Source organism: Clostridiales bacterium (assembly GCA_015243575.1).
GTDB classification, from domain to species: domain Bacteria; phylum Bacillota; class Clostridia; order Peptostreptococcales; family Anaerovoracaceae; genus Anoxybacterium; species Anoxybacterium hadale.
Genome location: CP042469.1, coordinates 3,191,372 through 3,217,856, shown reverse-complemented (window position 1 = coordinate 3,217,856; position 26,485 = coordinate 3,191,372). Strand labels below are relative to the sequence as shown.

Below are 26,485 nucleotides of genomic sequence, written 5' to 3'. Positions count from 1 at the left end.
AACATCGATTGATGTTAAACGATCGATTGCAGGAGGAGAAAAGAATGAACAGCTCCAAATATAGAGATGAAGAATATACCCGAAGACCCATACGTGATTTAAAGGATATGATCAATAGCAGTGCTGAGCTGTTTGCGGATAAGAATGCGTTTCTGGTGAAGAATGCGCCTGGAGGAAGCTATGTTCCTATCAAATTCAGCAAGTTCAAGACAGACATCGATGAGTTCGGTACTGCGCTGTTGGATTTGGGCCTGGGAGGTAAAAATATAGCAGTCATCGGAGAGAACCGCTACGAGTGGGTTGTCTCCTATCTGGCAGTGGTAAACGGGGTAGGCGTTGTTGTTCCCTTGGACCGTGAGCTGCCTGCCCAGGAAGTGCATAATCTGCTTGAAAGATCCGGCACCAGTGCGATCATCTATTCCAGCAAAGTGGGTGCTGTTGTAGAAGAAGCGATCCAGGGGATTGAGAGCATAGAATACAGTATTAGCATGGACGCTACAGATCACATAGATCACAAGCTTTCCATGAAAAAGCTTCAGAGAGCTGGAAGAAGATTGCTTATGGAGGAGCAGCGCAATTTTATCGATGCAGAAATCGACAGAGAGGCAATGTGCTCCCTGCTTTTTACTTCCGGAACAACAGGAATGGCAAAAGGTGTGATGCTCTCTCATAAGAATATCACAGCCAATGTGTTCAATATGTCAAAGTTCGTTGATGTTTCACAAAATTTCACAGGACTTTCCGTTTTGCCAATGCACCATACGTATGAGTTAACCTGCCATGTTTTTACTTCCATGTACCAGGGCTGCTGTGTTGCAATCTGTGAAGGACTGAAATATATCGTCAAAAATATGGCGGAGTCCCAGGCCAACATTATGCTCGGTGTTCCGTTGATCTTCGAGTCCATGCACAAAAAAGTATGGAAAAAGGCCGAGGATAGCGGAAAGGCGAAGAAAATGCGGGCTGCGGTACAGCTTTCCAAGCAGCTTGGTAAATTGAATATTAAATCAACAAAGAAACTATTTAAAGCAGTGCACCAAGCCATGGGGGGACACATGCAGGTGTTTATTTCAGGTGCGGCAGCCATAGATCCCGCCGTTGTCGAGGATTTCAACGCCATGGGAATTACGATGTTTCAGGGCTATGGGATGACGGAAAATTCACCGATCATAGCGGTCAATAAGGATCGGTACTATAAGCCTGCTTCCGTTGGACTGCCCATGCCGGGCACGGAAATTCGCATCATTGAAGAGGATGAGAACGGCGTTGGGGAAATCATTTGCAGGGGTGATTCTGTCATGCTGGGGTATTATGACAATCCGGAGGAAACCGCAAAGGTTCTTGTAAATGGATGGCTTCACACCGGTGATTATGGCTATTTTGACAAGGATGGTTTTTTATATATCTCTGGCAGAAAGAAGAATGTAATCGTAACCAAAAACGGTAAAAACATCTTCCCGGAAGAGGTGGAATTCTATCTGAATAAGAGCGACTTTATCAGTGAAGTTGTCGTTTGGGGTCTTGATGAAGAAAAGTCGGGAGACACCATCGTATGTGCTGAAATTTTCCCCGATTTTACAGCAGTGGAAGCGAAATTCGGGAAGATCAGCGAAGCAGAACTGAAACGGCTGCTCAAGAAAGAAATCGATGAAATCAACGAACATATGCCGCTTTACAAGCGTGTGAAGCGGTTTGATATAAGGGAAGAAGAGTTTGAGAAAACCACTACAAAAAAGATAAAGCGTTATACCGCAAACCGTGTTTAGGAAACGCTGACACGATGAGTGTGCTCAGATGGACGGAAAATTAGCCGCTCAAATGTGTGCACGGAATGAAGCAGCGCTTCCTTCCACAAGAGAGATCGAAAAATTGCACTACCTGATTAAAAGGAGGATGGGAAAATGGATGCCAGCCAGTATAAGGCAATGAAGGAAAAGGAAATGGAGTATGCTGTCAAGCGGGTTGAAGATATTAAGAACAGCAAGGATAAGTATATCCTTTATCGGGATATCAGACCGATCATAGATTTAAAACAGATGCTCGAATCCAGCGTTGAATTATATGGTGACAACATTGCGTTTCATGTGAAGGACAAGGTGGGAGGCCCTTATCGCGGGATCACCTACAGAGAAGCAAAGAGAGACGTGGATGCTCTTGGAACGGCTTTTTGCTCCATGGGGCTCAAGGGGAAAAGCATTTCCATCATTGGGGACAATCGTTACGAATGGGCGATTTCCTACCTGGCTGCTGTCTGCGGAACAGGTGTTGTGGTACCGCTGGACAAAGAACTGGGAGCTTCTGAGCTTGAACAGCTGATCAAGGAAGCAGATGTAGAGTGCATTATTTACACACAGAAATATGAAAAGATTTTCCAGGGCATTAAGGAGCGTGGAGAAACGAGACTCCAGTTCCTGGTCAATATGGATGCGGCCGTCAGTGACGAGCAGCGGCTCTCGCTAAGGGAAATCACCGAAGCAGGAAAAGTTCTTTTAGATAATGGGAATAGAGATTTTGTAGATGCGCAGATTGAAAGAGATTCTATGAGCATCATCCTGTTTACCTCTGGTACAACGGGAATCGCCAAGGGAGTTATGCTGTCCCACGGCAACATTGTTGAGGATCTGATGGCATCCCCGACCCTGCTTGAGGTTACTCCACAGGATGTATTCTTCTCGGTTCTTCCCATTCATCATACGTACGAATGCACCTGCGGCTTCCTGATGCCTTTATATCGAGGCGCATCCATCGCTTATTGCGAGGGATTAAAATATATTGTCAAAAATCTCTCGGAGGCAAGACCAACGATCTTTTTAGGGGTTCCATTGATCTTCGAGAGTCTGTATAAAAAAATATGGCAGAATGCAAAGAAATCAGGCAAGGCGAATACCTTGAAGAAGGTCATTGCCATCAATAAAAAGACAAAGAAAATTGGCATTGATTTAGCGCCGATCTTCTTTAAACAGATACAGGCACTCTTTGGCTGCAGAATGAAGGTTTTGATCTGCGGCGGAGCAGCCATCGACCCTGATGTTCTGCAGGGAATCCGTGATTTCGGGGTCAATGCACTTCAGGGTTACGGCCTGACAGAGTGTGCACCCATCTGTGCGTTAAATCCGGATCAGTATCCCAAAAACGATGCGGCAGGGTATGCACCTCCCGGCTTCCGCCTGAAAATTCATGAACCAGACCCGGAAACTGGCATTGGGGAAATCTGTGCCGGCGGCGGCAACATTATGCTGGGTTATTACAATAATCCGGAAGCCACAGCAGATGTTCTCCGGGATGGATGGTTCCATACTGGAGATTTGGGTTATCTTGACAAGGACAACTTCGTTCATATCACGGGCCGGATTAAGAATGTAATTATCACAAAGAACGGCAAGAATGTTTATCCGGAAGAGCTTGAAAACCATCTGGGCAAGATTCCATATGTGCAGGAATGCCTGGTATGGGGAAAGAATAGCGAGGAAACGGGAGAAACACTGATTTTCGCCAGCATCAGGGCAGATTATGATGAGGTCAAAGAAGCTTTGGGTGAGAACTACAGTGAAGAGGATGTTGCTGCATTGATTTGGAAAGAGATCGATGTGCTGAATACCCAACTTCCATTCTTCATGCGAATCAAAAAAATCGATATCCGTAAGGAGGAGTTCGAAAAGACCACAGGAAAGAAGATAAAACGCTTTGTCGATGCAAATAAAGGAATTCAATAGAAAAAAATAACAACCCATTCATGTGTTGTTTCTAAAACCCAATTTAAAATATCTGTGAGAGGTGACAAAGAAATGAGTAATTCAGAAATCAGGTACCCTTTGGTTGAACTTGATTTGAAAAAATTCAGAAACAACGTCGACCAGGCGGTAGAGCGCTGTGGAAAACTAGGTATCGGGCTTGCGGGAGTGATCAAGGGTTTTACCGGTATCCCTCAGGCAGCAAAAGAGTTTGCCGATGCGGGAGTGGACTTTATTGCATCTTCCCGCTTGGAGCAGATTCAGGCTGCGATGGATTATGGGATTAAAGCGACTTATATGTTAATCCGCGTGCCAATGCTGAGTGAGGCCTCCGAGGCTGTACGTCTGACAGATATCAGTCTCAACAGCGAGGTTACGGTTCTCAAGGCACTCAATGAGGAAGCCTTGAAGCAGGGGAAGATACATAAGGTTCTCCTGATGGTGGATCTGGGGGATCTTCGGGAAGGCTTCTGGGACAAAAAGGAGCTATTAGATACTGCGGTGATGGTTGAAAAAGAGCTGGATGGTCTGTATCTTTCCGGGATTGGTACCAATCTTGGCTGTTATGGATCAATCCTTGCGACTCCAGAAAAAATGAATGAACTGATTGCAGATGCTGAGATGATCGAAGAAGCCATCGGGAGAAAGCTTGATCTCATATCAGGAGGAGCTACCACATCGTTTCCCATGGTGCTTAATGGCACCATGCCGAAAAGAATTAACAATCTTCGCATGGGAGAAGGAATTATTCTGGCGAAGGATCTGAAAGATCTCTTTAAACTGGATATGAGCTTCATGTATCAGGACGCTTTCACATTGAAAGCGCAGATCATTGAACTCAAGAATAAGCCCAGCTATCCGGTAGGGCAGCTTTCCTTTGATGCCTTTGGTAACGTAGGAACTTATGAAGACCGGGGAATTAGAAAAAGGGCATTGCTTGGTCTCGGAAAGGTTGACGTTGCATATCCGGATATGATTTATCCCCGAGATAGAGGAGTTGAAGTACTGGGCGCCAGCAGTGACCACTTGATTCTTGATGTTGAGGATGCCCAGCGGGAATACAAAGTGGGAGATATCGTTGAATTCGATCTTTGCTATGCTACCTTGGTGTTTGTTACCAATTTCCCCAATGTAAGAATCGTCTGCAAATAAGGCAAGAAAAATCAATTCCTTCGTAGAATTGGTTTTCAAATACAGCATAAAAACGAAATATAACTTGGCGGTGAGTCTTCACCGCCTTTTTACCTAATGAGAAATTACATTACCAGAGTGGCGAAGCCACCTTTTTTACTATTGACAGGTTAGAGGCGATACGATATAGTTAGCTTTAGCTAACTCGAAATCTACGAATGTGGATTTTATTTTTTGGAGCAAGGTTAGCATAAACTAACTATTAAAAGGAGGAACTTATGAAACGATTGAAGCGAATCGCAATAGCTGCGTCGTTTTTTCTGGTTTTGTGTGCACAAGGTGTATCGGCCGCAAATCAGCAAATTGAAGATATGCCTTCCAACTGGGCAAAGGCAGCAGTGGAACAGGCAGTTGAGGAGCGTTGGCTCACCCCATATAATGGCAGGGTCTATCCTGACCGTGCATTGACACGGGCGGAAATGGCAGCAATTGTAGGCAGAATCTTCGGAGCTTCATCTAAAGGAGACGTCAGCATGTATTCCGATGTGCCTGGATCCAAGTGGTATTCAGGGGATATGGCAAAAGCAGTACAAATGGGTGCCTTTCAGGGTGAAGGGGACAAGCTCTACCCAGAACGCAACATATCAAGGCAAGAGGCTTTTACGGTAATTAGCCGTATTTTGGAACTGAAGAACAGCGGCAGTGCAGAATTCCTAAAGGGATTTACAGATCGGCCAGCAATTTCACAGTGGGCAAGTGAAAGCATTGCTTCTCTTGCGGAGAGCGGTTACATAAAAGGCTCCGGAGCAATGCTCCGGCCAAATGATGAGATTACAAGAGCTGAATTTGCACAGCTCATGTCAAATATAACGGGAACCCATTTGTCAGAATCGGGAGAGCATACCGGAAACTATGCCGGAAATCTTGTAATTTCTGCTCCGGGAGCAACTTTGAAAAATTCCGTCATATCAGGAGATCTGATTCTTAGCGATGGTGTTGGTACCGGCAATATTATGCTGGATCATGTTACCGTAGAAGGGCGTCTCGTGATCAGGGGAGGCGGCAAGGATACCGTAAAGCTGGTTTCCTCAAAGGTCAAGGGAGATGTGATCATCAACAACCGGAACAATGCAGTCAGGATTTTGGCGGATGAAGAGACCGGCCTTCAAAACGTTCTTGTTATTAACCAGGTGATTCTTGGCGCGGATATTGCTAACCTGACCGTTTTTGATCAGGCGGCGATCATCATTCAATCGGGTAAGGTCACAACTCTTGAAGTGGTGCCGGCGGCAGTGGGGACCAAAATTACCGTGGAGTCCGGAGCTGCTGTCAATTCGGTAATCGTTTCTGCAAAGAACACCGAACTGAGCGGAAAAGGACAGGTGGAGAACGTTGCGGCCAAAGCGGATAATCTTTCTGTCAATACACCGGGAACAAAGGTCACCGCAGCAGCGGACGTCAGTGGAGTTCGTGCAGGAGGTATCTCTGTTGAGGCCGGTAAAACTGCCGTTATTGATAAGAGCGGTATGGGTATTGTGACGGAGAAAAAGAGCGGGTCAGGCGGCGGAAGTACGAATGCGGGAGGAAATGAGCCGGGAGGAAACGATCCCGGCGGAAATGAGCCCGGCGGAAACGAGCCAGGAGGAAATGAACCGGGAGGAAATGAGCCAGGAGGAAATGAACCGGGAGGAAATGAGCCTGCCGAGACTCCCACGGCGAAAGACTGGGTGGATCTGCGAACCACAGGAATCGTCAAGGTGGACTTTGCCAGCTATGCCACCGTCGCACTGAACTTAAAAGAAATGAAAGCTAAAAATCCTGCAGAATATGACTACTATATCAATGGCATGAAATTAAGCGGAACAGAAGATGTGAGCGTCGTTATGAATTCCGCAGACGGCAAGCTGCTAGTAGTAAAAATGTTGCTGCCGGATAATGGAACGACACAAATTTTGAAGTTGGTAAAGGATAAAGAATACATGCTGATTCAGTTAAACGACATCGGCGCGTCTGTAAAACAGTAGGAAAGGAGACCACAGGTGAGAAAAATAATTGCATCAATACTCACTGCAGTGCTGCTCATATCGGCAAATTTAAGCCCTGTATCCGCAGCATCTCTACAAATCTACGGGGAAACAAAAATGAACCTTTGGGATCTCTATTTAACAGAGAACAATAAGGCAACCCCTGATGCCATCAGTACTGCAACCATAGACGCAGTGTCACAGGCGACGTATAATCCCTATGACAATAAGCCTGTCAATATTGAGACGGGCGTTGACCTCGGCTTGATTGCAGACAGCAAGATCTTGAAGGCTTACGGCATACAAAACGAGATGGTAGACCGGATTCTTTCAATCTGGGAGACAGGATACCGCATTCCTGTTCTGGGGACCAACGGTACAGAAACCAACCCACTCACGAAAAATGTAGTGCGCTATACAGCAGATGACAAGACAACCTACGATTTTTCCTATGAGGAAGCTGTGAATGCTGCTTCAGATCAGGAAAAATTCAGCTGGAAAGAATTTGCGGAGCAGAGTTCCAAAGAGGACAGCACAGTACCGCCTTATAAGGTTAAGTTTCTGCTGGACAACGGAGATTTTGGGAAAAGAACCCTCATCAGCAGTAAGACTGGAATGGAGCCTCCTTTGCTGAGTATTGACAGAGAATTCAGCGACCATGAAGAGAACCTTGGGAGAATGATGAAACTCAATTTCGAGAATGATTCTGACTGGGCCAATGCGGTCTATGGGATCAAAGTAAATGAATCAGGTCTTCTTCAGGGGAATATGGAGCTGGGAAGTTATAGCGACCACAACGGTGATACGAGTTTCCTGAAAGGACAGGATGCACCGGATAAGACACAGCTCCTCATCCGGCTCAGCCAGAAATTCCGCCTAGGTGAAAATAAACTGACCTTCATGGCCCACGGATATCAGGACGCGGAATTTACCATCAACCTTGACGGGAATCAGGAACGCTATCCCTGGATCGTAACCTTCCGGGGCGTAAATGCAGACAACAACGACGATCCCCTTACTGCAGACAGTATTGTAAAGCAGGGCGATGTGCTGCGGGTTGATGCTGTAGGCTCTGGCTTCTCGGGTAAATACGATGGCCTCTATATCGACGGAAAGCCGCTGCCCAAGGAGAATATCAGCACAGCAATTCATACCGCGTACTATGAATATCTGAATTCCGGCAAGACTCTCCAGGTTTATACCGATCAGCTGACAGAAGGAATTCATGAGCTTCACCTTACGAAGCGAGGCTATAACGATCTTATGTATTTCTTTACCGTCAACGCCCAGGGGAAGAAAACTGTACCAGAACTCACTGCCGTTGGAGAAAAAATTCAGGTGGGAGGAACAACAACGGAGGGAGGATCAGTAAAGGGAACGCCAGTTGTACTGAAGGCAAAGGATGGTTCTGAACTGAAGGACTGGTTTGATGGAATTCGAAAGATTCTCTATATCAACGATTCCACCGGCACAGTAAATCAAATTTCTCTGCCGTCAAGTATTGCTTATGATGATGCTGGGAAGACAGTGACAATTGACGGCGGTAGTATGGCGTACTGGAACGCTGCAGGCAGTCATACCATCGTCATTCGATCCAATGATTATCAGGAGCTGCGTATTCAGGTGAAGCGTGTAACTGCAATGCCTGCGGCTGCAAGTGTTGTCTACCGGGAAGCAGACGGTGCTGTCGTGGTTTCTGCTGACTCGTCCTATATTTCTTCCGATAATATCCAGACGGTGGTCATTAATGGGATTAGTTTCCCAGGGAGCACCTTTGAGCTGATAAAAAGTTATCCCACATATGCGATGACAATACCATCGGAATATTTTGATGCTGGAACAACGGTACCCATAAAGATTCTTACAAAGAATTATTCGGACTTGACGGCCACCATCAGTATTCCCGAGACTCATGTGAAGAGAAAGGCAGCTCCGGAAGCAGCCGTTACAGAAAACAGAATCTTGAACAGCGGTGGGACTATCCTATTAAACTTTCCGGATGATCCAGATTGGAGGGCGGCAATTCAGACGGTGGTTCTGAGAAACTCTTCAAATTCCGATACCAACATGACGAGTAAAATGACAGCGGAACCGGGGAAATTGACATTGGGGCCTACCAGCTATCAGACGGTGGGGAATTACACGTTAATGATAACAGCCAGCGGCTATCAACCGCTGAAACTGCCTGTTGAAATTGTTGCGCCGGTACCGGGCGTGGTTTCCTATGAACTGCAGCCGGATGGCAGTGTGAGCGTTGTCGTAGCGGGAAGCAGCAACAGTTATATCAGTAAGGTTTCTGTATTCCTGGATGGCCAGGCTGTGGCAGCAGACCAGATTACGAAAGGCACCACTTCCTTTGCCTTGTCCGCATCCTGCTTCCCTGAGACAAGAGCATATCATCTACTGATTACCGCCGATGGATACGCTGATACGATATTGAATCTCGTTACTGACGTTGCAGAGCCGCCAAGCCTGCGGGTGGAGGGTCAATATGACACAGAGAAAAAGAGCATTACCGTATTCTTTGATGAAGATGCTTCCTGGAGAGAAGCCGTAACGGGAGCGGAGTTACTCAGAAGCTCCGGCACCGCTACCACGGTTTCAGTCGCTGACAAAAGCAAGAGCGGAGAAATCACACTAAGCATTTCCGGTTATCTCTATCAGGATAATTATACGCTTAAGCTGTCTGCACCGGGATACCGCAAGGCGATGCTGACGGTTAAGATCCTAAGTGTTCCGCCTTCTGGAGTTGCGTATGAGCTCCTCTCTGCTGACGGTGAGTTGGAGACGAATGTGCAACTTGCAAATTCCGGATATGCAGGAGCATTGACAAAGATCAAGATGGGAAATCAGACCTTGACAAGAGGAACAGACTTCACCGTTACCACCTCCGGGTATAACTATTTTGCAACGATCCCCGGTGGACTACCCCAAGCAGAAACCGAGGCTACCTTGTATGCGGATAACTATGCGAATAAGACCATCCTATTCACAGATAAGGCTCAGCCACCTACAGCGTCTCTACCGTCAGAAATTGGGAAGGAGGCTGTGCTTACAGTGACTTCAGGAGACAGCGAATGGGCTCTAGCAGTTACAGGAATCACCATCGGATCTTCCGTTACGTCTGGCACAACCTTTGGTAAAGATAAGCTTACGGTAAACGAAGGAACCTTAACCATTCCGGCAGACAAGATGAAGAATGCCTATCTATCGTCAGGAACCGAAAAAGTTATCAAGGTTACAGCAGACGGTTATCGGACCCTCGTATTCCGAAACCTGACGATCTACGATAAATTATCCTCCGTCTATCCTCAGACGACGGAGTGGATCGATGGCAACCTGCATATCAACCTCACCGATACAAGCACAAGCTATTCTTACTACTCGGTAAATAAGGTGTATCTGGATGGAACGAATATTACCAGTTCTGTTCAGACACCGAAATCCAGCAACGCATATCGTCTGGTCATTCCGAAAGATCAATTTGAGGAATTGACTGGCACAGTTTCCATCAGAATCACAGGATCAACATCTTCTGCGCTGCCGGAACTGGTAATCAGCGTGGATCTTCCATAAACCTAGCTATTCTCAATGATGTTGAGCTTCAACTTAAAATTGATGTTGAGCTTCAACTTAAATAAGAACAAGTGATAAAAAACGGACAGTTTGACATTTCGAACTGTCCGTTTTATTGACTACAGAAACAAGATCAAACTTGCTGCCATGACAATCATGCCAAATACTAGCCCATACATGGAAAGATGATGCTCTCCATACTCTCTTGCAGAAGGGAGGAGCTCATCCAGCGAGATAAAGACCATGATTCCTGCTACTGCTGCGAAAATGATGCCGAAGGTTATGTCACTGAAATACCGGAAGAGCAGGAGGTAGCCGATGAGTGCCCCTGCCGGTTCGGACAGGCCGGAAAGAAAGGAGAGTTTAAACGCTCTTTTTCGACTGCCTGTAGCGTAGAATATAGGAACAGCAACGGCAATTCCTTCCGGAATGTTATGAATCGCAACTGCAGCAGCAATGGGAATTCCAAGATTGGGATCTGCAAGGGCAGCGGCAAAGGTTGCCAGCCCTTCAGGAAAGTTATGAATTCCAATGGCAAGAGCGGTAAATACGCCCATACGTTTTAGTCGATTCCTGTGATGCTCGCTGTTTCCGTCCATTTCCTCTACGGTATGTGCCTCATGTGGATTTTCACTAGAAGGGATTATCTTATCAATCAGAGCAATGAGAAACATTCCACCGAAAAAGCTGAGAGTTGTTACAATCGTTCCAGTCTTAACCCCAAACTCTAGGCTCAAAGCGTCGTTTGCTTTTTTAAATATTTCAATCATAGAAACATAAATCATGACCCCTGCCGAAAAGCCAAGGGCTATGGATAAAAACTTGGTGTTGGTTTTGTTTGTGAGCAGAGACAGTAAGCTTCCTATTCCTGTAGAGAGTCCTGCAAAGACAGTCAGTCCAAAGGCAAATAGAAAATCAGAATGTGCAATGTCCATGCGAAATCCTCATCCTCCTTTGTTTCTATTGAAACGCACCTTTCAACACAGTGAATTGTGCGATATTAAATCTAAAACCTTAATCAATGGCATTATATTTATGGTATCATAGACACAATAAAGAATCCACTGAAATCAATATACTGTGGCCTTAATCGAAGAACTAATAGACAAGAATGCTGAAGGAGGAGTGAAAATGAACGAAAGAATGGAAGACAAAAGAAGTAAAAAAATAGTTTTTGTATCAAGCTGCTTATTGAACACCAACAATAAGGTCATGGGGCTTGCGAGATATCCGGGCCTATGCAAAGAAGTATTTGACACCCTGTATCGGCACAACCTTGGAATTATGCAAATGCAATGTCCGGAAACCCTTTACTTGGGGATTCAGCGCTGGTGGGCAACAAAAAATCTTTATGACAATGTGGGCTTTCGAAAACATTGCAGGGAGTTGGCCGTACAAGTTGCAGACTATATAGAGTCCTATGTCCAGGTAGGGTACGAGACTGCAGCAATCCTTAGCTGCGACGGCTCACCTACCTGCGGGGTAACCCTTACCAGTTGGGATGAAAACTGGGGTGGTTGTCCCGTTGCTTTAAATTACAATGACGCGCTTGTTGCAGGAGAAGGAGTCTACATTGAGGAACTGAGAAAAGAACTTGAGGAGAGGGGGCTTCCGCTGCCACCGTTTTATGGTCTCGCACTAGATGATGAATCCGCTGATATGGACGAAATTCTATCAAAGTTTGAGCTGTTTATAAAAGGTGCCTGCAGCAAAAACAAACAGTAAGGGCATTCCACGCCAATCAACGCACTATGATTGTCTCAAGGCCGCTTTATCACTATAAGAGTGATCGTATCATGAAAGAAGCTTTGTCACAGGGAACTGGTGCGGAACTATGTCAAATCTATGAAGCAAAACATACTATAACAGGTAATCGGGAAGAGCTGATGAATTCCGTGGGCATATTCCATTCAATCAGCACTTTCTTAGAACAAACAATTTCATAGATGACATAGGGTGAAAGAATGAGTAATATAGCGTTACAAATGGAACGCCTAAGCGGCGGTTCCGTTGAAACTTCAGCCAATGTGATTTTCGACAGTATATTATTTCAGGAGGGTGATATCAGCTATAATGGTATAACTGGCGAAATTCAATTCAACAGCCCGGGCAGATTTGCTGTCTATTGGTGGACCGCAAATCAATCAACACAATCGATTAATGGAGTTGTGTTTGCTTTGACCACATCTCAGGGCGATTTACTTATTGGGGATACACCGCTAAAGACCGGCATCGCCGTTGGCTTTGGCATAATAGAGGTAGAGACTGCGCCAGTGACCCTGGCGCTGGTTAACGTCAGCTCAGACACTGTCTTTTATGCAGGAGATGTTCCGGTTAAAGCAGCGCTCCTGATTATTGAAGATGACCTGACCCAGGGAGAGACGGGGCCGACCGGCCCCACCGGAGAAGAAGGCCCCACAGGTCCTGCCGGACCCACCGGACCGGCAGGCGAAACAGGTGGAGTTACTGGGCCTACTGGCCCCACAGGATTGGCCGGAGAAGAGGGTCCTACCGGACCAACGGGACCAGCGGGAGGAACGAGCATGACCGGCCCAACCGGCCCTACTGGTCCAACTGGAGAAGCGGGAGACACCGGAGCAACAGGACCCGTGGGAGAAACCGGGCCGACAGGCCCCGCAGGAGAAATCGGACCAACAGGACCCACGGGAGCTGCGGCAGATGAAGGTGCGACGGGTCCCACCGGCGCAACGGGTCCCACTGGCCCGGCTGGGGAGACCGGAGATACAGGCCCGCCCGGAGAGACTGGAGAAACAGGCCCGCCCGGGGAGACTGGAGAAACCGGACCAACGGGACCCACGGGAGCGGCGGCAGATGAAGGCGCAACGGGTCCCACCGGCGCAACGGGTCCCACCGGCCCGGCTGGGGAGACCGGAGATACAGGCCCGCCCGGGGAGACTGGAGAAACAGGCCCCACAGGACCCACGGGAGAAATCGGACCGACAGGCCCGGAGGGAGAACCCGGTCCAACGGGAGAAACCGGGCCAACAGGTCCCACGGGAGCGGCGGCAGATGAAGGCGCAACGGGTCCCACCGGCCCGGCCGGGGAGACCGGAGATACAGGCCCGCCCGGAGAAACTGGAGAAATAGGCCCCACAGGACCCACGGGAGAAATCGGACCGACAGGCCCGGAGGGAGAACCCGGCCCAGCGGGAGACACCGGACCAACAGGACCCACTGGAGCTGCGGCAGATGAAGGCGCAACGGGTCCCACCGGCGCAACGGGTCCCACTGGACCGGCTGGGGAGACCGGAGAAACCGGCCCGCCCGGAGAGACTGGAGACACCGGCCCCACAGGGCCCGCAGGAGAAATCGGACCGACAGGCCCCGAGGGAGAAACCGGCCCAGCGGGAGACACCGGACCAACAGGACCCACTGGAGCTGCGGCAGATGAAGGCGCAACGGGTCCCACCGGCGCAACGGGTCCCACTGGACCGGCTGGGGAGACCGGAGAAACCGGCTCGCCCGGAGAGACTGGAGACACCGGCCCCACAGGGCCCGCAGGAGAAATCGGGCCGACAGGCCCCGAGGGAGAAACCGGCCCAGCGGGAGACACGGGACCAACAGGCCCCACGGGAGCTGCGGCAGATGAAGGCGCAACGGGTCCCACCGGCGCAACGGGTCCCACTGGACCGGTTGGGGAGACCGGAGAAACCGGCCCGTCCGGAGAGACTGGAGACACAGGCCCTACAGGGCCCGCGGGAGAAATCGGACCGACCGGCCCAGCGGGAGACACCGGCCCAGCGGGAGACACCGGACCAACAGGACCCACTGGCCCACAGGGACCTTTCGGGGCACAAGGCTTACAGGGTATTCAAGGCGAACGGGGAGACACCGGTGCTACAGGTCCTGTGGGAGCAAGTGGTGATACTGGGCCAACTGGTGATACCGGAGCAGCAGGCCCCACGGGAGAACAGGGTCCCACCGGCTCAATAGGGCCGACAGGCCCAGATGGAAGCACTGGAGCGGAGGGTCCAACGGGCCCAACGGGAGAAGCAGGCCCACAAGGGCCCACCGGAGCCGAGGGAGATACTGGTCCAACTGGCGCTGAAGGACCTACTGGTCCAACGGGAGAAGCGGGATCACAGGGACCGACAGGAGCGATGGGTGAGACCGGCCCGTCTGGAGATATTGGCCCAACGGGAGAAATCGGTCCAACCGGACCACAAGGGCCAACGGGAGAAAGCGGAACAGACGGATCAACCGGACCTACAGGACCAACCGGTCCAAGCGGAGATGTGGGAGCGACAGGCCCCACCGGTTCAATAGGACCAACCGGCCCAACAGGAGAAACAGGAGCGACAGGCCCGCAAGGACCCTTTGGAGCGCAAGGGCTCCAGGGCCCACAGGGAGAGATTGGTCCAACCGGCCCTACGGGAACAATAGGAGAAACTGGTCCAGCCGGCCCATCAGGTCCAACAGGCCCCGCGGGTCTTCAGGGACCGCAAGGGGAAACAGGCCCTGCAGGGCCGACCGGACCAACCGGAATGACGGGGATTGAGGGTCCGACCGGTTCTACCGGACCGCAAGGGCCGACAGGTGACATCGGAGAAGTAGGTGCGACCGGTCCCACGGGACCATCAGGAGCAGCAGGAGAAATTGGTGCAACAGGGCCAACAGGTGCGCAAGGTCCAACTGGGGAAGCAGGTGGAACTGGACCGACTGGTCCAACGGGAGAAATCGGTCCAACCGGACCACAAGGGCCAACGGGAGAAAGCGGAACAGATGGATCAACCGGACCTACAGGACCAACCGGTCCAATCGGAGCAACCGGAGACGTGGGAGCGACAGGCCCCACCGGTTCAATAGGACCAACCGGCCCAACAGGAGAAACAGGAGCGACAGGAGCGACAGGCCCTCAAGGACCCTTTGGAGCGCAAGGGCTCCAGGGCCCACAGGGAGAGATTGGTCCAACCGGCCCTACGGGAACAATAGGAGAAACTGGTCCAGCCGGCCCATCAGGTCCAACAGGCCCCGCGGGTCTTCAGGGACCGCAAGGGGAAACAGGCCCTGCAGGGCCGACCGGACCAACCGGAATGACGGGGCTTGAGGGTCCGACCGGTTCTACCGGACCGCAAGGGCCGACAGGTGATATCGGAGAAGTGGGTGCGACCGGTCCCACGGGACCGTCAGGAGCAGCAGGAGAAATTGGTGCAACAGGGCCAACAGGTGCGCAAGGTCCAACTGGGGAAGCAGGTGGAACTGGACCGACTGGTCCAACGGGAGAAATTGGTCCAACCGGACCACAAGGGCCAACGGGAGAAAGCGGAACAGACGGATCAACCGGCCCTACAGGACCTACCGGTCCAATCGGAGCAACCGGAGACGTGGGGGCGACAGGCCCCACCGGTTCAATAGGACCAACCGGTCCAACAGGAGAAACAGGTGACTCTGTTATAATTGGACTAAGTAAGTGAAAACCGCTATATCAAAGGGTTTTTCGCTAATCTTAGTCCAATTTTTTTACCCTATTTACCCATTACCCAAATCTTTTACCCAAGAAAGGAGCGCGCCGATGGCAAAAATCATTGCGATTATCAATGAAAAAGGAGGCGTGGGTAAAACAGCCACGGCCACCACGCTTGCCTACCTCTTATCCAAGAAAGGACACCGTACCGCCCTGATTGATTTTGACGGTCAGGGACACTCAAGTATCATTTCCGGTGTGAAGAACACCAACAAGCTGGAGGTTACAATTAACACTCTGGTACGCAGACTGGTTGAGGATGAGCCATTGCCCCCGCCTGAAAGCTACATATTCAAAACCAAGTGCGAGGTTGACCTGATCCCCTCCAACACCCAGCTTTTTACCCTTGAACGCAATCTCTGCAATGTGGATTTCCGTGAACATATCCTGACACGATACGTTGATACCATCAAGGACAGCTATGAGTATATCATCATTGACTGTATGCCCCAAATGGGTACGCCCATGATTAACGTGATGATGTGTGCCGACAGCCTTATCATCCCGACACAGGCGGAGCTTCTGTCTGCCCAAGGGCTTGCGGAACTACTCAAACATTATCAGCTTATCCAGAAAAACAGCAATCACCGCCTGCGCATTGAAGGCATCCTGATTACCATGGATTCCGCTAATACCATTCTTTCCGCACAGGTAAACGATATGATACAGCAGGGCTTCGCTGATAAGGTTCCCATTTTCAATACCCGCATTCCCCGTTCCATCAAGGTTGCGGAAGCCGTATTGTATCATCAGACCATCTGCGAATTTATGCCGGAAAATCCTGCGGCAATCGCCTATGAGAAATTCGTGGACGAGTTGCTTGCAGGGGAGAAAAACAAAACTGCGGGAAGGAGCGCATAAGTATGGCTACACCCAAACCGAAAGCCCGTTTTATGGATTTTCAAGAAATGCTAAGTATAGACACTCCGCAAGATACCGCCCCTGCTCCTGTGCAGGGCGGTATCTTGGAAATGGATTTCAGCCAGATGGAGTCTTTTCCAAATCACAGGTTTAAGCTCTATGAGGGACAGCAGCTTGATGACATGGTGGAGAGCGTTTGCCAATTCGGTATCCTGCTCCCCATTATCCTTTGGCACACCGAAGATGGGCGGTATATCATTCTCAGCGGACACAACCGTAAAAATGCCGCCCAGCTTGCGGGACTGACCCAAGGCCCTGTTATCATCCGTGAAAACCTGACCCATGAGGACGCCGTTTTAATCGTTACGGAAACCAATCTGCGCCAGCGCTCCTTCTCCGATATGAGCCATTCGGAGCGTGCCTACTGTCTTGCCCAGCACTATGAAGCTATGAAGTGTCAGGGCAAACGAAATGACCTTTTAGCGGAGATTGAAATGCTCTTAAACCCGCATGATACCAGCGAAAATGAAACTTTGGCTGAACCTCAGCACAAGTTGAAAAGCAGAGAAAAACTTGGTCAGGATTACGGCCTTTCACGGGACAAGGTAGCGAAATACATTCGTATTTCCAATTTAATTGACCCTCTCATTTCACGGGTTGATACCGAGGAAATTGCTTTTCTTGCCGCCTATGACCTTTCCTTTGTAGAGGACACCGCAAAGCAACAGCAGATTGCCGATCTCATGGAATCCGACAGCTATAAGGTGGACATGAAAAAGGCGGAGCTGTTCCATAGCTACTACGAAACCGGCAAACTGACCGATACCGCCGTTGTGCAAATCCTCTCCGGCGAGAAAACCCGCAAACCCAAAAGCAGTAAGCCGCAGTCCGTCAAAATCAAGCCTGCTGTGATTTCCAAGTATTTTACGCCACAGCAGACCCCAAAGGAAATTGAGGAAACCATTGATAAGGCGCTGGCCCTGTACTTTGAACAACAAAATCAGGAGGTGGTGATGACTTGAGCAAAATAACCATTCTTGCCGACCTCTATAAAAAGTCGGTGCAGGAATACACGAAAAGCCCTGCGGAGTGGAAAGGTTTGCTTTCCTGTGTGGCAAGGTACTATAAGCGCTCTTTTGATAACGCCGTCCTGATTTATGCCCAGCGCCCCGACGCAAGCCAGCTTGCCACCTTTGACGAGTGGCATGACAGGCGGATTAACCGGAACATTAACAGGGGCGCAAAAGGCATTGCGGTCGTTGACATGGTAAACCCCACAGCAAGCCTCAAGCACCTGTTTGACTTCATGGATACCAATGGTGACGAGCAGAGCTTCAAGCGGGTTTTAGGCTATCTGTGGGAACTGGAGGATCAGTACAAGCCCAGCCTGCTTGTTAAATTCCATGAAAAGTACCATACCCCTGCCACCAGCATAGAATTGTGCCTGTATAAGCTGATTCAGCAGCGGGTGCGTCAGGTTTTACCGGAGTATATGGAAGACTTCAAGGTGCGGGATGAAAGCAGTATGCTTTATGATGCTCCTATCGAAGCGGTAAAAGCGGAGTTTACGGAGCTTATCACGGACAGCGTTGCCTACACCGTATTTCAGAAATGCGGACTTTCCACAGAGTTATTTGAGGAAAACGCATTTGCCACCATAAGCCACTTTAACAGCTTGGAGCTTTTTATGGCAATGGGGAGCTGTACGGTGTCCCTTTCCAGACCTATCCTGAAAGAAATCCATCAGGAAATTCAGCAAATCAAAATCGAAAGGAGCCAAATTTATGAGAACCGAACCGTTAATGAACCTCACCTATCAGCAGGGCGAGGACGGGATGCTGTACCCCGACCTGCAAATCTCGGAGAACGTGGAAACCGACCGGACGCCGGTGGGCGGATTCGGGAGCCTGTGGAAGAACTACATGCTGGAAAATCACCCGCACCGCATGTCGGAGCTGGTGGCACAGGGCAAAATCAACGAAGTGATATTGAAGGTGGACGAGGAAGCGGAGAACCGCAAGGAACGGCTGATACAGGAACTTCTAACGGCCCAGCCGATGCCGGACACCGAGGACACGCTGGAGAGAGCCGGACACATGAGCATGATAACCTCCACAGCGGAGGAAATCGTGATCAGCGAACTGGTACTGCGCCCCCGATAACAGAAACCGCAGAGCCGCCCACAGATGGTAAACAGCCGTCTGTGGGCGGCTTTTTCGTTGTACCACCCAAAACAGCACAGGAAATCTCCCCTGCGGAGGAAAAAGCAGCAGAGCCAACGGAACAAGACACGTCTTTTTCGTATCAGCTATTGAGCCGCCTGCAATCTGATTGTGAATATTTCTTAGGCGCAGGGCAAGGACATGAAAAGCATTTATGGGCGGGAAACGTAAAAAACCAAATCGCCAAGATGTGGGAGCTTTACAATGCCGTACTTGAAAAACCGAATTGGCTGACAACGCAGGACATCGAACGTTACGAAAAACAAATGGCAGGGGTTGAGCAGAAAGCTGCCAGCGTAGATATGCCCATCACGCCGGTGCCTGATTTAAACGTACAGCCCATGGATATTCAAACCACTTCCTTTGCATCAACGCTCGACAAGGAAGAAATCTCTGACCTTATTGATGTGGTGCTGTGCGCCGATGACATTACTCCTGATACGCGGGAATGGGTATCGGAAATCCATAAATTCTTTGAGGGCGGCCATAAGCAGACCACGAAAGCAAAAATCCTGAAAGCCTTTTACGGCAAGCTGGATACGGAATACGTTACAAAAACCGGCGATTATCTGCATATCCTTGCCGACAGTGAGGGATTGACCTTTGAAACAGAGGGACAGCAGTTTGCCGCCAGCTATGTAGAGCTTACAAACCGTATAGACAGCCTGATTCTGATAGGCGCATATCCGTTCAGTTCCGCAGACAGCATGATTGACGATTTCTCAATACCGGATGAAATAGACGAAATGCGGGGCGTATCGGACAATGATGAATCGGAGCCGGAGGAAACTATCGTATCCGCTGATTTATCCGAACAGGACAGACAGCGGATTATTGACGAATACCTTCAGCACGGAAGCGGCAAACAGGGCGGCAGACAGCGGATATGCCAAGCGGTGCTGTCCATGCCTGCCAAGAAAAACCGGGCATCATTTATCCGAAAGGAATACAACTCCTATGGCTGCTACCGTAGTCCGGGAAACGGCGGTCAGTGGCACTTGGAGTCCACTCCGAAAGGGCTGGCGATTGATTACCGGTCCGGCACGTTGGAACTGCATGAGGTCCTTTCGTGGAATCGGGTGGAAAGCGGTATCGCTGACCTGATCCGGCAGGACAGGTATCTGACGGAGGACGATAAAGCGGAACTGGAAGCCGAGGGCAGAACCGTTTATATCCCTGCCCCTGAACCGGTACAGGAATCCCCTGACAGGCAGCTTACCCTTTTCGATATGGCTCTCGCTTCACAGGACAGCTATGAGGACAGCGCGGACGATAATAATGACAGCGTAATTGACGGAAATGCCGATGAGCCGCAGGCCCTGCCGTTTACGGAGGGTGAGCGCATCTATTACCATGACCGGGTATTTGAAATCGTTAGATTTCTGCACGACGGCCGCACGGTGGAAATCGGTGATATTGCCCAGCTCAAGAACCTGAACCGCCTGAAAATTACGGAGCGTGTACCGCTATCTGAAATTGCGGACTGCAAGCCGCTGAAAGACCATTATACCGAGGGCGAGCTTGCTTCTATGGTGGTGGAGGCGGTACAAAGCGGTGATGACAGCGAAGAAACCAAGGCGGCAATCCACGCTGTCACCCTTGTCAATCAGTCCAATGATGAATACAGCCATACCATTATGGATGATTTCCATGCCCGTGCATGGGGGGAGGGCTTAAATTACCACTATTCCCCCGACCATCATTTATATGACGGCGGCCCGAAAACCAAGTGCAGAAACAATATTGAGGCCATCCGCCTGCTGAAAGAATTGCAGGCACAGGGGCGCATTGCTGCCGCCGAGGAACAGATTACCCTTGCCCGGTTTGTGGGCTGGGGCGGCCTTGCCAATGCCCTGACACCGGATAAAAGCGGATGGGAAAAAGAATTTGATGAAATCAAAAGCCTGCTCACCGACGAGGAATTTCAGGCAGCGCAGAAAAGCACCCTGACCTCCTACTACACGGAGCAAAGCGTTGTCAGCCACATTTATAAAGGCTTGGAACGCATGGGATTTCGGGGCGGCAATATCTTAGACCCTGCCCTTGGCACAGGAAACTTTTTCTCTGTCCTGCCGGACAGCATGGACGGTTCCAAGCTCTACGGCTGTGAAATCGACCCCATCCCCGGCCATATTGCCAAGCACCTTTACCCTGACGCGGATATTCAAGTGGCTGGCTTTGAACAGACGGCCTTTTCCGATCACTTCTTTGATGTCATGGTGGGCAACGTGCCTTTCAATGCCATTAAGGTAGATGACCCGCGCTACAACAAATATAATCTCCCCATCCATGATTATTTTATTGCCAAGTCACTGGATAAGGTTCGTCCGGGCGGTATGCTGGCGCTGATCACTTCCAAATTCACCATGGACAAGGCAAATTCCAAAATGCGCAAATACATTGCCGGGAAAGCCGAGCTGATCGGTGCCATTCGTCTGCCGAATAACGCTTTCAAGCAAGTGGCCGGAACGGAAGCCACCACGGATATTCTGTTCCTTAAAAAGCGGGAACGGGAAATCGTAGCGGACGAGGAAAACAGCCCATGGCTTTCTGTGGAGCAGAACGCAGACGGCATCCCTATGAACCGCTATTTTATCGACCACCCGGAAATGGTGCTGGGCGAAATGGTATTTGATGAATCCATGTTCGGCAACGAAAAGACCACCGTCTGCCACCCCATACCCGGTGAGGACTTGAACGAACGGCTGGAGCGCGCCATTTCCTATCTGGACGGCGAATATACCGAAGCCACCTCGGAATACGAGGACGAAAAGGAAATGCTGCCGGAGTCTATCCCTGCCGACCCTAACGTGCGCAATTTCAGCTATGGGCTGATGGATAGTGAGCTGTATTACCGTGAGAATTCCCGGATGTATAAGCAGAATATCACCGGACGGAAAGCCGAGCGTATCCGGGGTATGCTGGGCATTACGGCAGCCATTCGCAGCCTGATCGATTTCCAGAACAGCGAATATGCCGACCTCCATGAGCTGCCCACGATGGAATATGAAAAGCAGCTTCAGGAGCATATCGCCCATCTGAATCAAGTTTATGATGCCTTTGTCAAAAAGCAGGGGTATCTCAATTCCTACGCCAATGTCATGGCGTTTTCGAGGGACGCCAATGCGCCGCTGCTCCGGTCCATTGAAGCGGAAAAGAAAGATCAAAAGGACACATGGGATAAGACCGCTATTTTCTATAAGGCCACCATTAAGCCCAAGGTTATGCCAAAAACGGTCCATTCCGCAGAGGAAGCCCTGATGGTTTCCCTAAATGTTAAGGGCAAAGTTGACCTTGCCTATATGTCCTGGCTCTATCAGCGTCCCGACCACTGCAAGGCCACCCCGGATGAAATCATAGCGGAGCTGGGCGATAGGATTTACCAGGACCCGGAGGATTACACCGGCAATCCCCATACCGGCTGGAAAACCGCTGACGAGTATTTAAGCGGTTATGTGAGGGATAAGCTGACGGCCGCCATCTTAAAGGCGGAGGAAGAACCGGAACGGTTCAGCCGCAACGTGGACGCCCTCAAGCTGGTGCAGCCGGTTCCACTGACCCCGCAGGACATCAGCTTTACGTTGGGTTCCACATGGATTCCACCGGAGATTTACCAGCAATTTATGTACGATACCTTCCAGACCGCACCGGGTAATCAGGAGGGACGGTTTGGCATTTTCCTTGAATTTTCCCGTTACAGCGGCGCTTACCACATTACCAGCAAAAGTACAGAACGCACCTCCGTCACGGTCAACCAGTCCTATGGCACAGACCGGATGAACGCCTATGACATACTGGAAACCACCCTGAATCTGCGCCCTGTGGAGGTCAAAGACCCGGTAGACTACATTGACCCGGATACCGGCGAGGAAAAGACCAGATATGTTCTCAATAAAAAGGAAACCATACTGGCCCGTGAAAAACAGGCCGAAATCAAAATGGCCTTTGAAAGCTGGCTGTTTGCCGACCCGGAGCGCGGCGCAAACCTGACCAAGCTCTACAATGACCGTTTTAATAACATCAGACCCCGTGAATACAACGGTGATGATCTGCTCCTGCCTGATATGGCGGAGGGAATTACTCTGCGCAAGCACCAGCGAGATGTAATCGCCCACGGTCTTTACGGGGACGGCAATCTGCTGATGGCCCATGAGGTGGGCGCCGGAAAAACCTATGCCGCAATCGGGCTGGGGTATGAAATGAAGCGACTGGGAGCCATTCACAAGCCTTTGTATGCCGTGCCGAATCATCTTGTAGGTGAATGGGCAACCCACTATATGAAAATGTACCCCAACGCCAATATTTTAGTAGCGGAGAAAAAGGATTTTGAGAAAAAGAACCGCCGCCGTTTTGTCAGCCGGATTGCCACCGGTGAATACGACGCCGTTATTATGGGGCACAGCAGCTTTGAACTAATCGGCTTATCCAGAGAACGGCAGCTTGCGGCGATGGAAGCGGAAATTGAGGCGATCACCGACGCCATTGCGGAGCAAAAAGCCAATGCCGGTAAGGACTGGCCACTCAAGCAGATGGAGATTTTCAAATCCAATCTCCAATTCCGGTATGACCGGCTGTTCAAGGCTGAGAAGAAAGACGATGTTGTCAGCTTTGAGGAATTAGGTGTGGACGCCCTGTTTGTGGATGAGGCCCATGCCTATAAAAACAACTTTTCTTACACCAAAATGCGTAATGTGGCAGGCATTACCGGTATCAGCAGCCAGCGTGCCATGGATATGCACCAAAAATGCCAGTACATCAATGACCTGAACAATGGTAAAGGTGTGGTATATCTTACCGGTACGCCTATTTCCAACACCATGGCGGAGCTGTATGTACTGCAAAAAACCTTGCAGCCGAAGGCGCTGGAAGATCGCGGGCTGCTGATGTTTGATAGCTGGGCAAGCACCTACGGCGTGATTGAGTCCTCTCTGGAAATCAAGCCGGAGGGCAGCGGCTATCAGATGAAGAACCGGTTTGCGAAGTTTCACAATTTGCCGGAACTCATGAATATGTTCCTGATGATTGCCGACATCAAAACAGCCGATATGCTGGATTTGCCGACACCAAAGCTAAAAACCGGCGCGGTGCAGATCGTAAAGACGGAAATCACCCCGGAGAAGAAACGCATCGTTATGGAGCTTGGGGAACGGGCGGAGAAAATCCGAAACGGCGAGGTGGACAGCTCTGAGGATAATTTTCTAAAGCTCACGCTGGAAGCCCGCCTGCTCTCCACCGACCCAAGAGCCATTGACCCGGACTTGCCGGACGATCCCAATACCAAGCTTAATGTTTGCGCCCGAAAGGCTGCGGAAATCTATCACGAAACCGCAGAGAAACGGCTGGCCCAGCTTATCTTTTGTGATATGGGGACTCCAAAGGGTGACGGCAGTTTTAATTTTTACGAGGCAACCAAAGACGCTTTGATTGCACAGGGCGTAAAGTCGGAGGAAATTGCCTTCATTCATGATGCGCGGACGGATGTACAGCGGGAACAGCTTTTTGAAAAGGTCCGCACCGGTGAAATCCGTATCCTGATGGGCAGCACCAGCAAGATGGGAACCGGTATGAATGTGCAAAATAAGCTGATTGCGCTCCATCATTTAGATGTGCCGTGGCGCCCCTCCGACCTGATTCAGCGCAACGGACGCATTCTTCGTCAGGGCAACGACAACCCCGAGATTTCCATTTTCAACTACATTACGGAACAGACCTTTGATGCCTACCTGTGGCAGATTTTAGAGCAAAAACAGCGGTATATCAGCCAGATCATGACCGGCCGCTCCACCCTCAGAAGCTGTGAGGACGTGGACAGCACCATGCTCCAGTACGCCGAGTTCAAGGCCCTTGCCGTTTCTGACCCAAGGATTAAGGAAAAGATGGAAACGGATAACGAAATCAGCCGCCTGACGGTGCTGAAATCCTCATGGCAGAGCAAGCGCAATAGCCTGCAATACGATATTTCCAAGCGGTATCCGAATGAAATTACAAGTACGGAAAAGAAGATTGTAAAAATGACCGCCGACCTTGAAGCCTACCGACAAAATAAACCGGCTGAATTTCAGATGGTGATTGACGGCAGAACCCATGATGAGAGAACCAAAGCCGCCGAACACTTTATGGTACGCGCCCGCAAGCTGGGGAGGCAAACAGGCGATACTCTGGATATGGGCAGCTATGCGGGCTTTTCAGTTTCCCTGCACCGGGGCATGATGAGCGGCGTTCGGATTGTTTTGGACGGACAGCGCAGCTATGCCACCGATATGGGAGAGTCCGCCCTTGGCAACATCACCCGTATTGAAAATCTGGCGGAGCATATTGCCGGTGATTTGGAGGTTTGCCAAGCGGAGCTTGCGGATTTGCACCGGCAGCTTGAGGCGGCAAGGCTGGAAAGCCAGAAACCGTTCCTGGGCGAGGAAAAGCTGGCGCAGCTCCAGCGGAAAAAGGTGGAGCTTGACCTTGCCTTGGAGTTTAAGGACAGTGCCGATGAGATTTTAGAGCCGGACGAGGACGGCATGGAGGTATTGGACTATGACCCGGACGGCGAGGAAAACACCCCCATCAGGACACAGCCCCCACCATCACGGCTTGCATTAGAGCAAAAGCTGTATCAGAAGCTGGCGGTATTCGCAAGCCCCATTCTGGATGGGGACGCCTATTATATGAAGCTGAAAAGCGACGGCTTTGAGGATTTGGTACTGGAGGCCATCGGCGGCGGTGAGTACAGTATCGCTCACTACTACAAGCAAAACGGTGACGCCATGCGCGACCCGGAAATCACCTTTACCATCGACAAACAGAACCTTTCCATTCACCCTACATCGTTCTTACAGGACAACGTAGGGCTTTTTTATGAAACGGCACAGGCAAAGCCGTCTATGGTACAGGACTTGAAGGATTTTATGTCGCAGTGGTTCTCCAACACTGCAGGTCAGGGCTTTGAGCCGGAAAAGGTGTCCGTGTACGCATCTGAAGATGAGGAAGAAAATGAATTTGAGAGGTAGGAGGAATGTATGAATCAGAAATACTTAGCCGTTTACACATTGGGGCTGGACGAGGATATACAGATTTGCATCAAGGCGGATGCAGAAAACATAGCTGCCTTTATCGCAAAATATCCCCTTGCACCTAAAATTACCATGGAAACCTTGGAGGGGCATTTTCTTTTGAATACCCGGCTGGGGTTCATTGACAAGTGCTACGATCAAAACTACTTAGCTACCCAGCTTATTCCTGTTCTTGCCCCTATGCAGATGGGCGAACACTATATACCGGAAATAGTGGCCATAACCGATTACTCCGAGCTGACCGCGGAGGATGCGCCCCCGCTTCCTGATTGGAACGCTTGGCGCGATTACGGCATTACAGATGAGGACTTTCCGGCGTTCCGAAAAAGTCTGCTGGAAATGGAAAACGAATCAATCGAAGTAGATTCAGAAGAAATGGAGAGATAGGAGG

The 26,485-nt window shown here is 50.1% G+C and carries 13 protein-coding genes; 12 read left to right on the top strand and 1 reads right to left on the bottom strand.

The genetic code is table 11. The annotated features are described in order from the left end of the window. Positions 1–44: 44 nt before the first annotated feature. From FRZ06_14290 to FRZ06_14270, 5 genes are all read left to right on the top strand, one after another. Entirely contained in the window at positions 45–1,766 is a 1,722-nt protein-coding gene (locus FRZ06_14290) for an AMP-binding protein (GenBank protein QOX64427.1), read from the top strand. Between the two features lie 174 nt (positions 1,767–1,940). Further along, complete coding sequence (locus FRZ06_14285) at positions 1,941–3,713, top strand: long-chain fatty acid--CoA ligase (protein ID QOX65947.1); 1,773 nt, start codon at positions 1,941–1,943, stop codon at positions 3,711–3,713. A 72-nt stretch (positions 3,714–3,785) separates the two neighbouring features. Continuing rightward, entirely contained in the window at positions 3,786–4,883 is a 1,098-nt protein-coding gene (locus FRZ06_14280) for an alanine/ornithine racemase family PLP-dependent enzyme (protein ID QOX64426.1), read from the top strand. Between the two features lie 257 nt (positions 4,884–5,140). Further along, positions 5,141–6,886: a hypothetical protein gene (locus FRZ06_14275; protein QOX64425.1), complete on the top strand. Its 1,746-nt coding sequence runs from the start codon at positions 5,141–5,143 to the stop codon at positions 6,884–6,886. Between the two features lie 15 nt (positions 6,887–6,901). Continuing rightward, positions 6,902–10,462, top strand: a complete 3,561-nt coding sequence (locus FRZ06_14270) for a hypothetical protein (GenBank protein QOX64424.1) — start codon at positions 6,902–6,904, stop codon at positions 10,460–10,462. A 119-nt stretch (positions 10,463–10,581) separates the two neighbouring features. Here the strand turns inward: FRZ06_14270 and zupT are convergent, their stop codons facing one another. After that, the gene (zupT, locus tag FRZ06_14265; GenBank protein QOX64423.1) at positions 10,582–11,397 is read right to left on the bottom strand and encodes a zinc transporter ZupT; all 816 of its coding nucleotides are present in this window, start codon (positions 11,395–11,397) and stop codon (positions 10,582–10,584) included. A 196-nt stretch (positions 11,398–11,593) separates the two neighbouring features. Between zupT and FRZ06_14260 the strand changes: the two genes are divergently transcribed. From FRZ06_14260 to FRZ06_14230, 7 genes are all read left to right on the top strand, one after another. Continuing rightward, positions 11,594–12,187: a DUF523 domain-containing protein gene (locus FRZ06_14260; protein ID QOX64422.1), complete on the top strand. Its 594-nt coding sequence runs from the start codon at positions 11,594–11,596 to the stop codon at positions 12,185–12,187. Positions 12,188–12,447: 260 nt separating this feature from the next. Next, on the top strand, positions 12,448–15,897 hold the full coding sequence (locus FRZ06_14255; protein ID QOX65946.1) for a collagen-like protein: 3,450 nt from the start codon (positions 12,448–12,450) through the stop codon (positions 15,895–15,897). Positions 15,898–15,995: 98 nt separating this feature from the next. After that, a complete protein-coding gene (locus tag FRZ06_14250) occupies positions 15,996–16,808 on the top strand; it encodes a ParA family protein (protein ID QOX64421.1) in 813 nt (270 codons plus the stop codon). 2 nt (positions 16,809–16,810) lie between these two features. Next, on the top strand, positions 16,811–17,830 hold the full coding sequence (locus FRZ06_14245) for a chromosome partitioning protein ParB (GenBank protein ID QOX64420.1): 1,020 nt from the start codon (positions 16,811–16,813) through the stop codon (positions 17,828–17,830). Between the two features lie 762 nt (positions 17,831–18,592). Then, complete coding sequence (locus FRZ06_14240) at positions 18,593–18,970, top strand: TnpV protein (GenBank protein QOX64419.1); 378 nt, start codon at positions 18,593–18,595, stop codon at positions 18,968–18,970. Positions 18,971–19,011: 41 nt separating this feature from the next. Beyond that, positions 19,012–26,031 carry a helicase gene (locus FRZ06_14235; GenBank protein QOX64418.1) on the top strand — a complete coding sequence of 2,340 codons (7,020 nt, stop codon included), beginning with the start codon at positions 19,012–19,014 and terminating at the stop codon, positions 26,029–26,031. A gap of 9 nt (positions 26,032–26,040) precedes the next feature. After that, positions 26,041–26,481, top strand: coding sequence for a hypothetical protein (locus FRZ06_14230; protein QOX64417.1), 441 nt, complete (start codon positions 26,041–26,043; stop codon positions 26,479–26,481). The last annotated feature ends 4 nt before the right edge of the window (positions 26,482–26,485 follow it).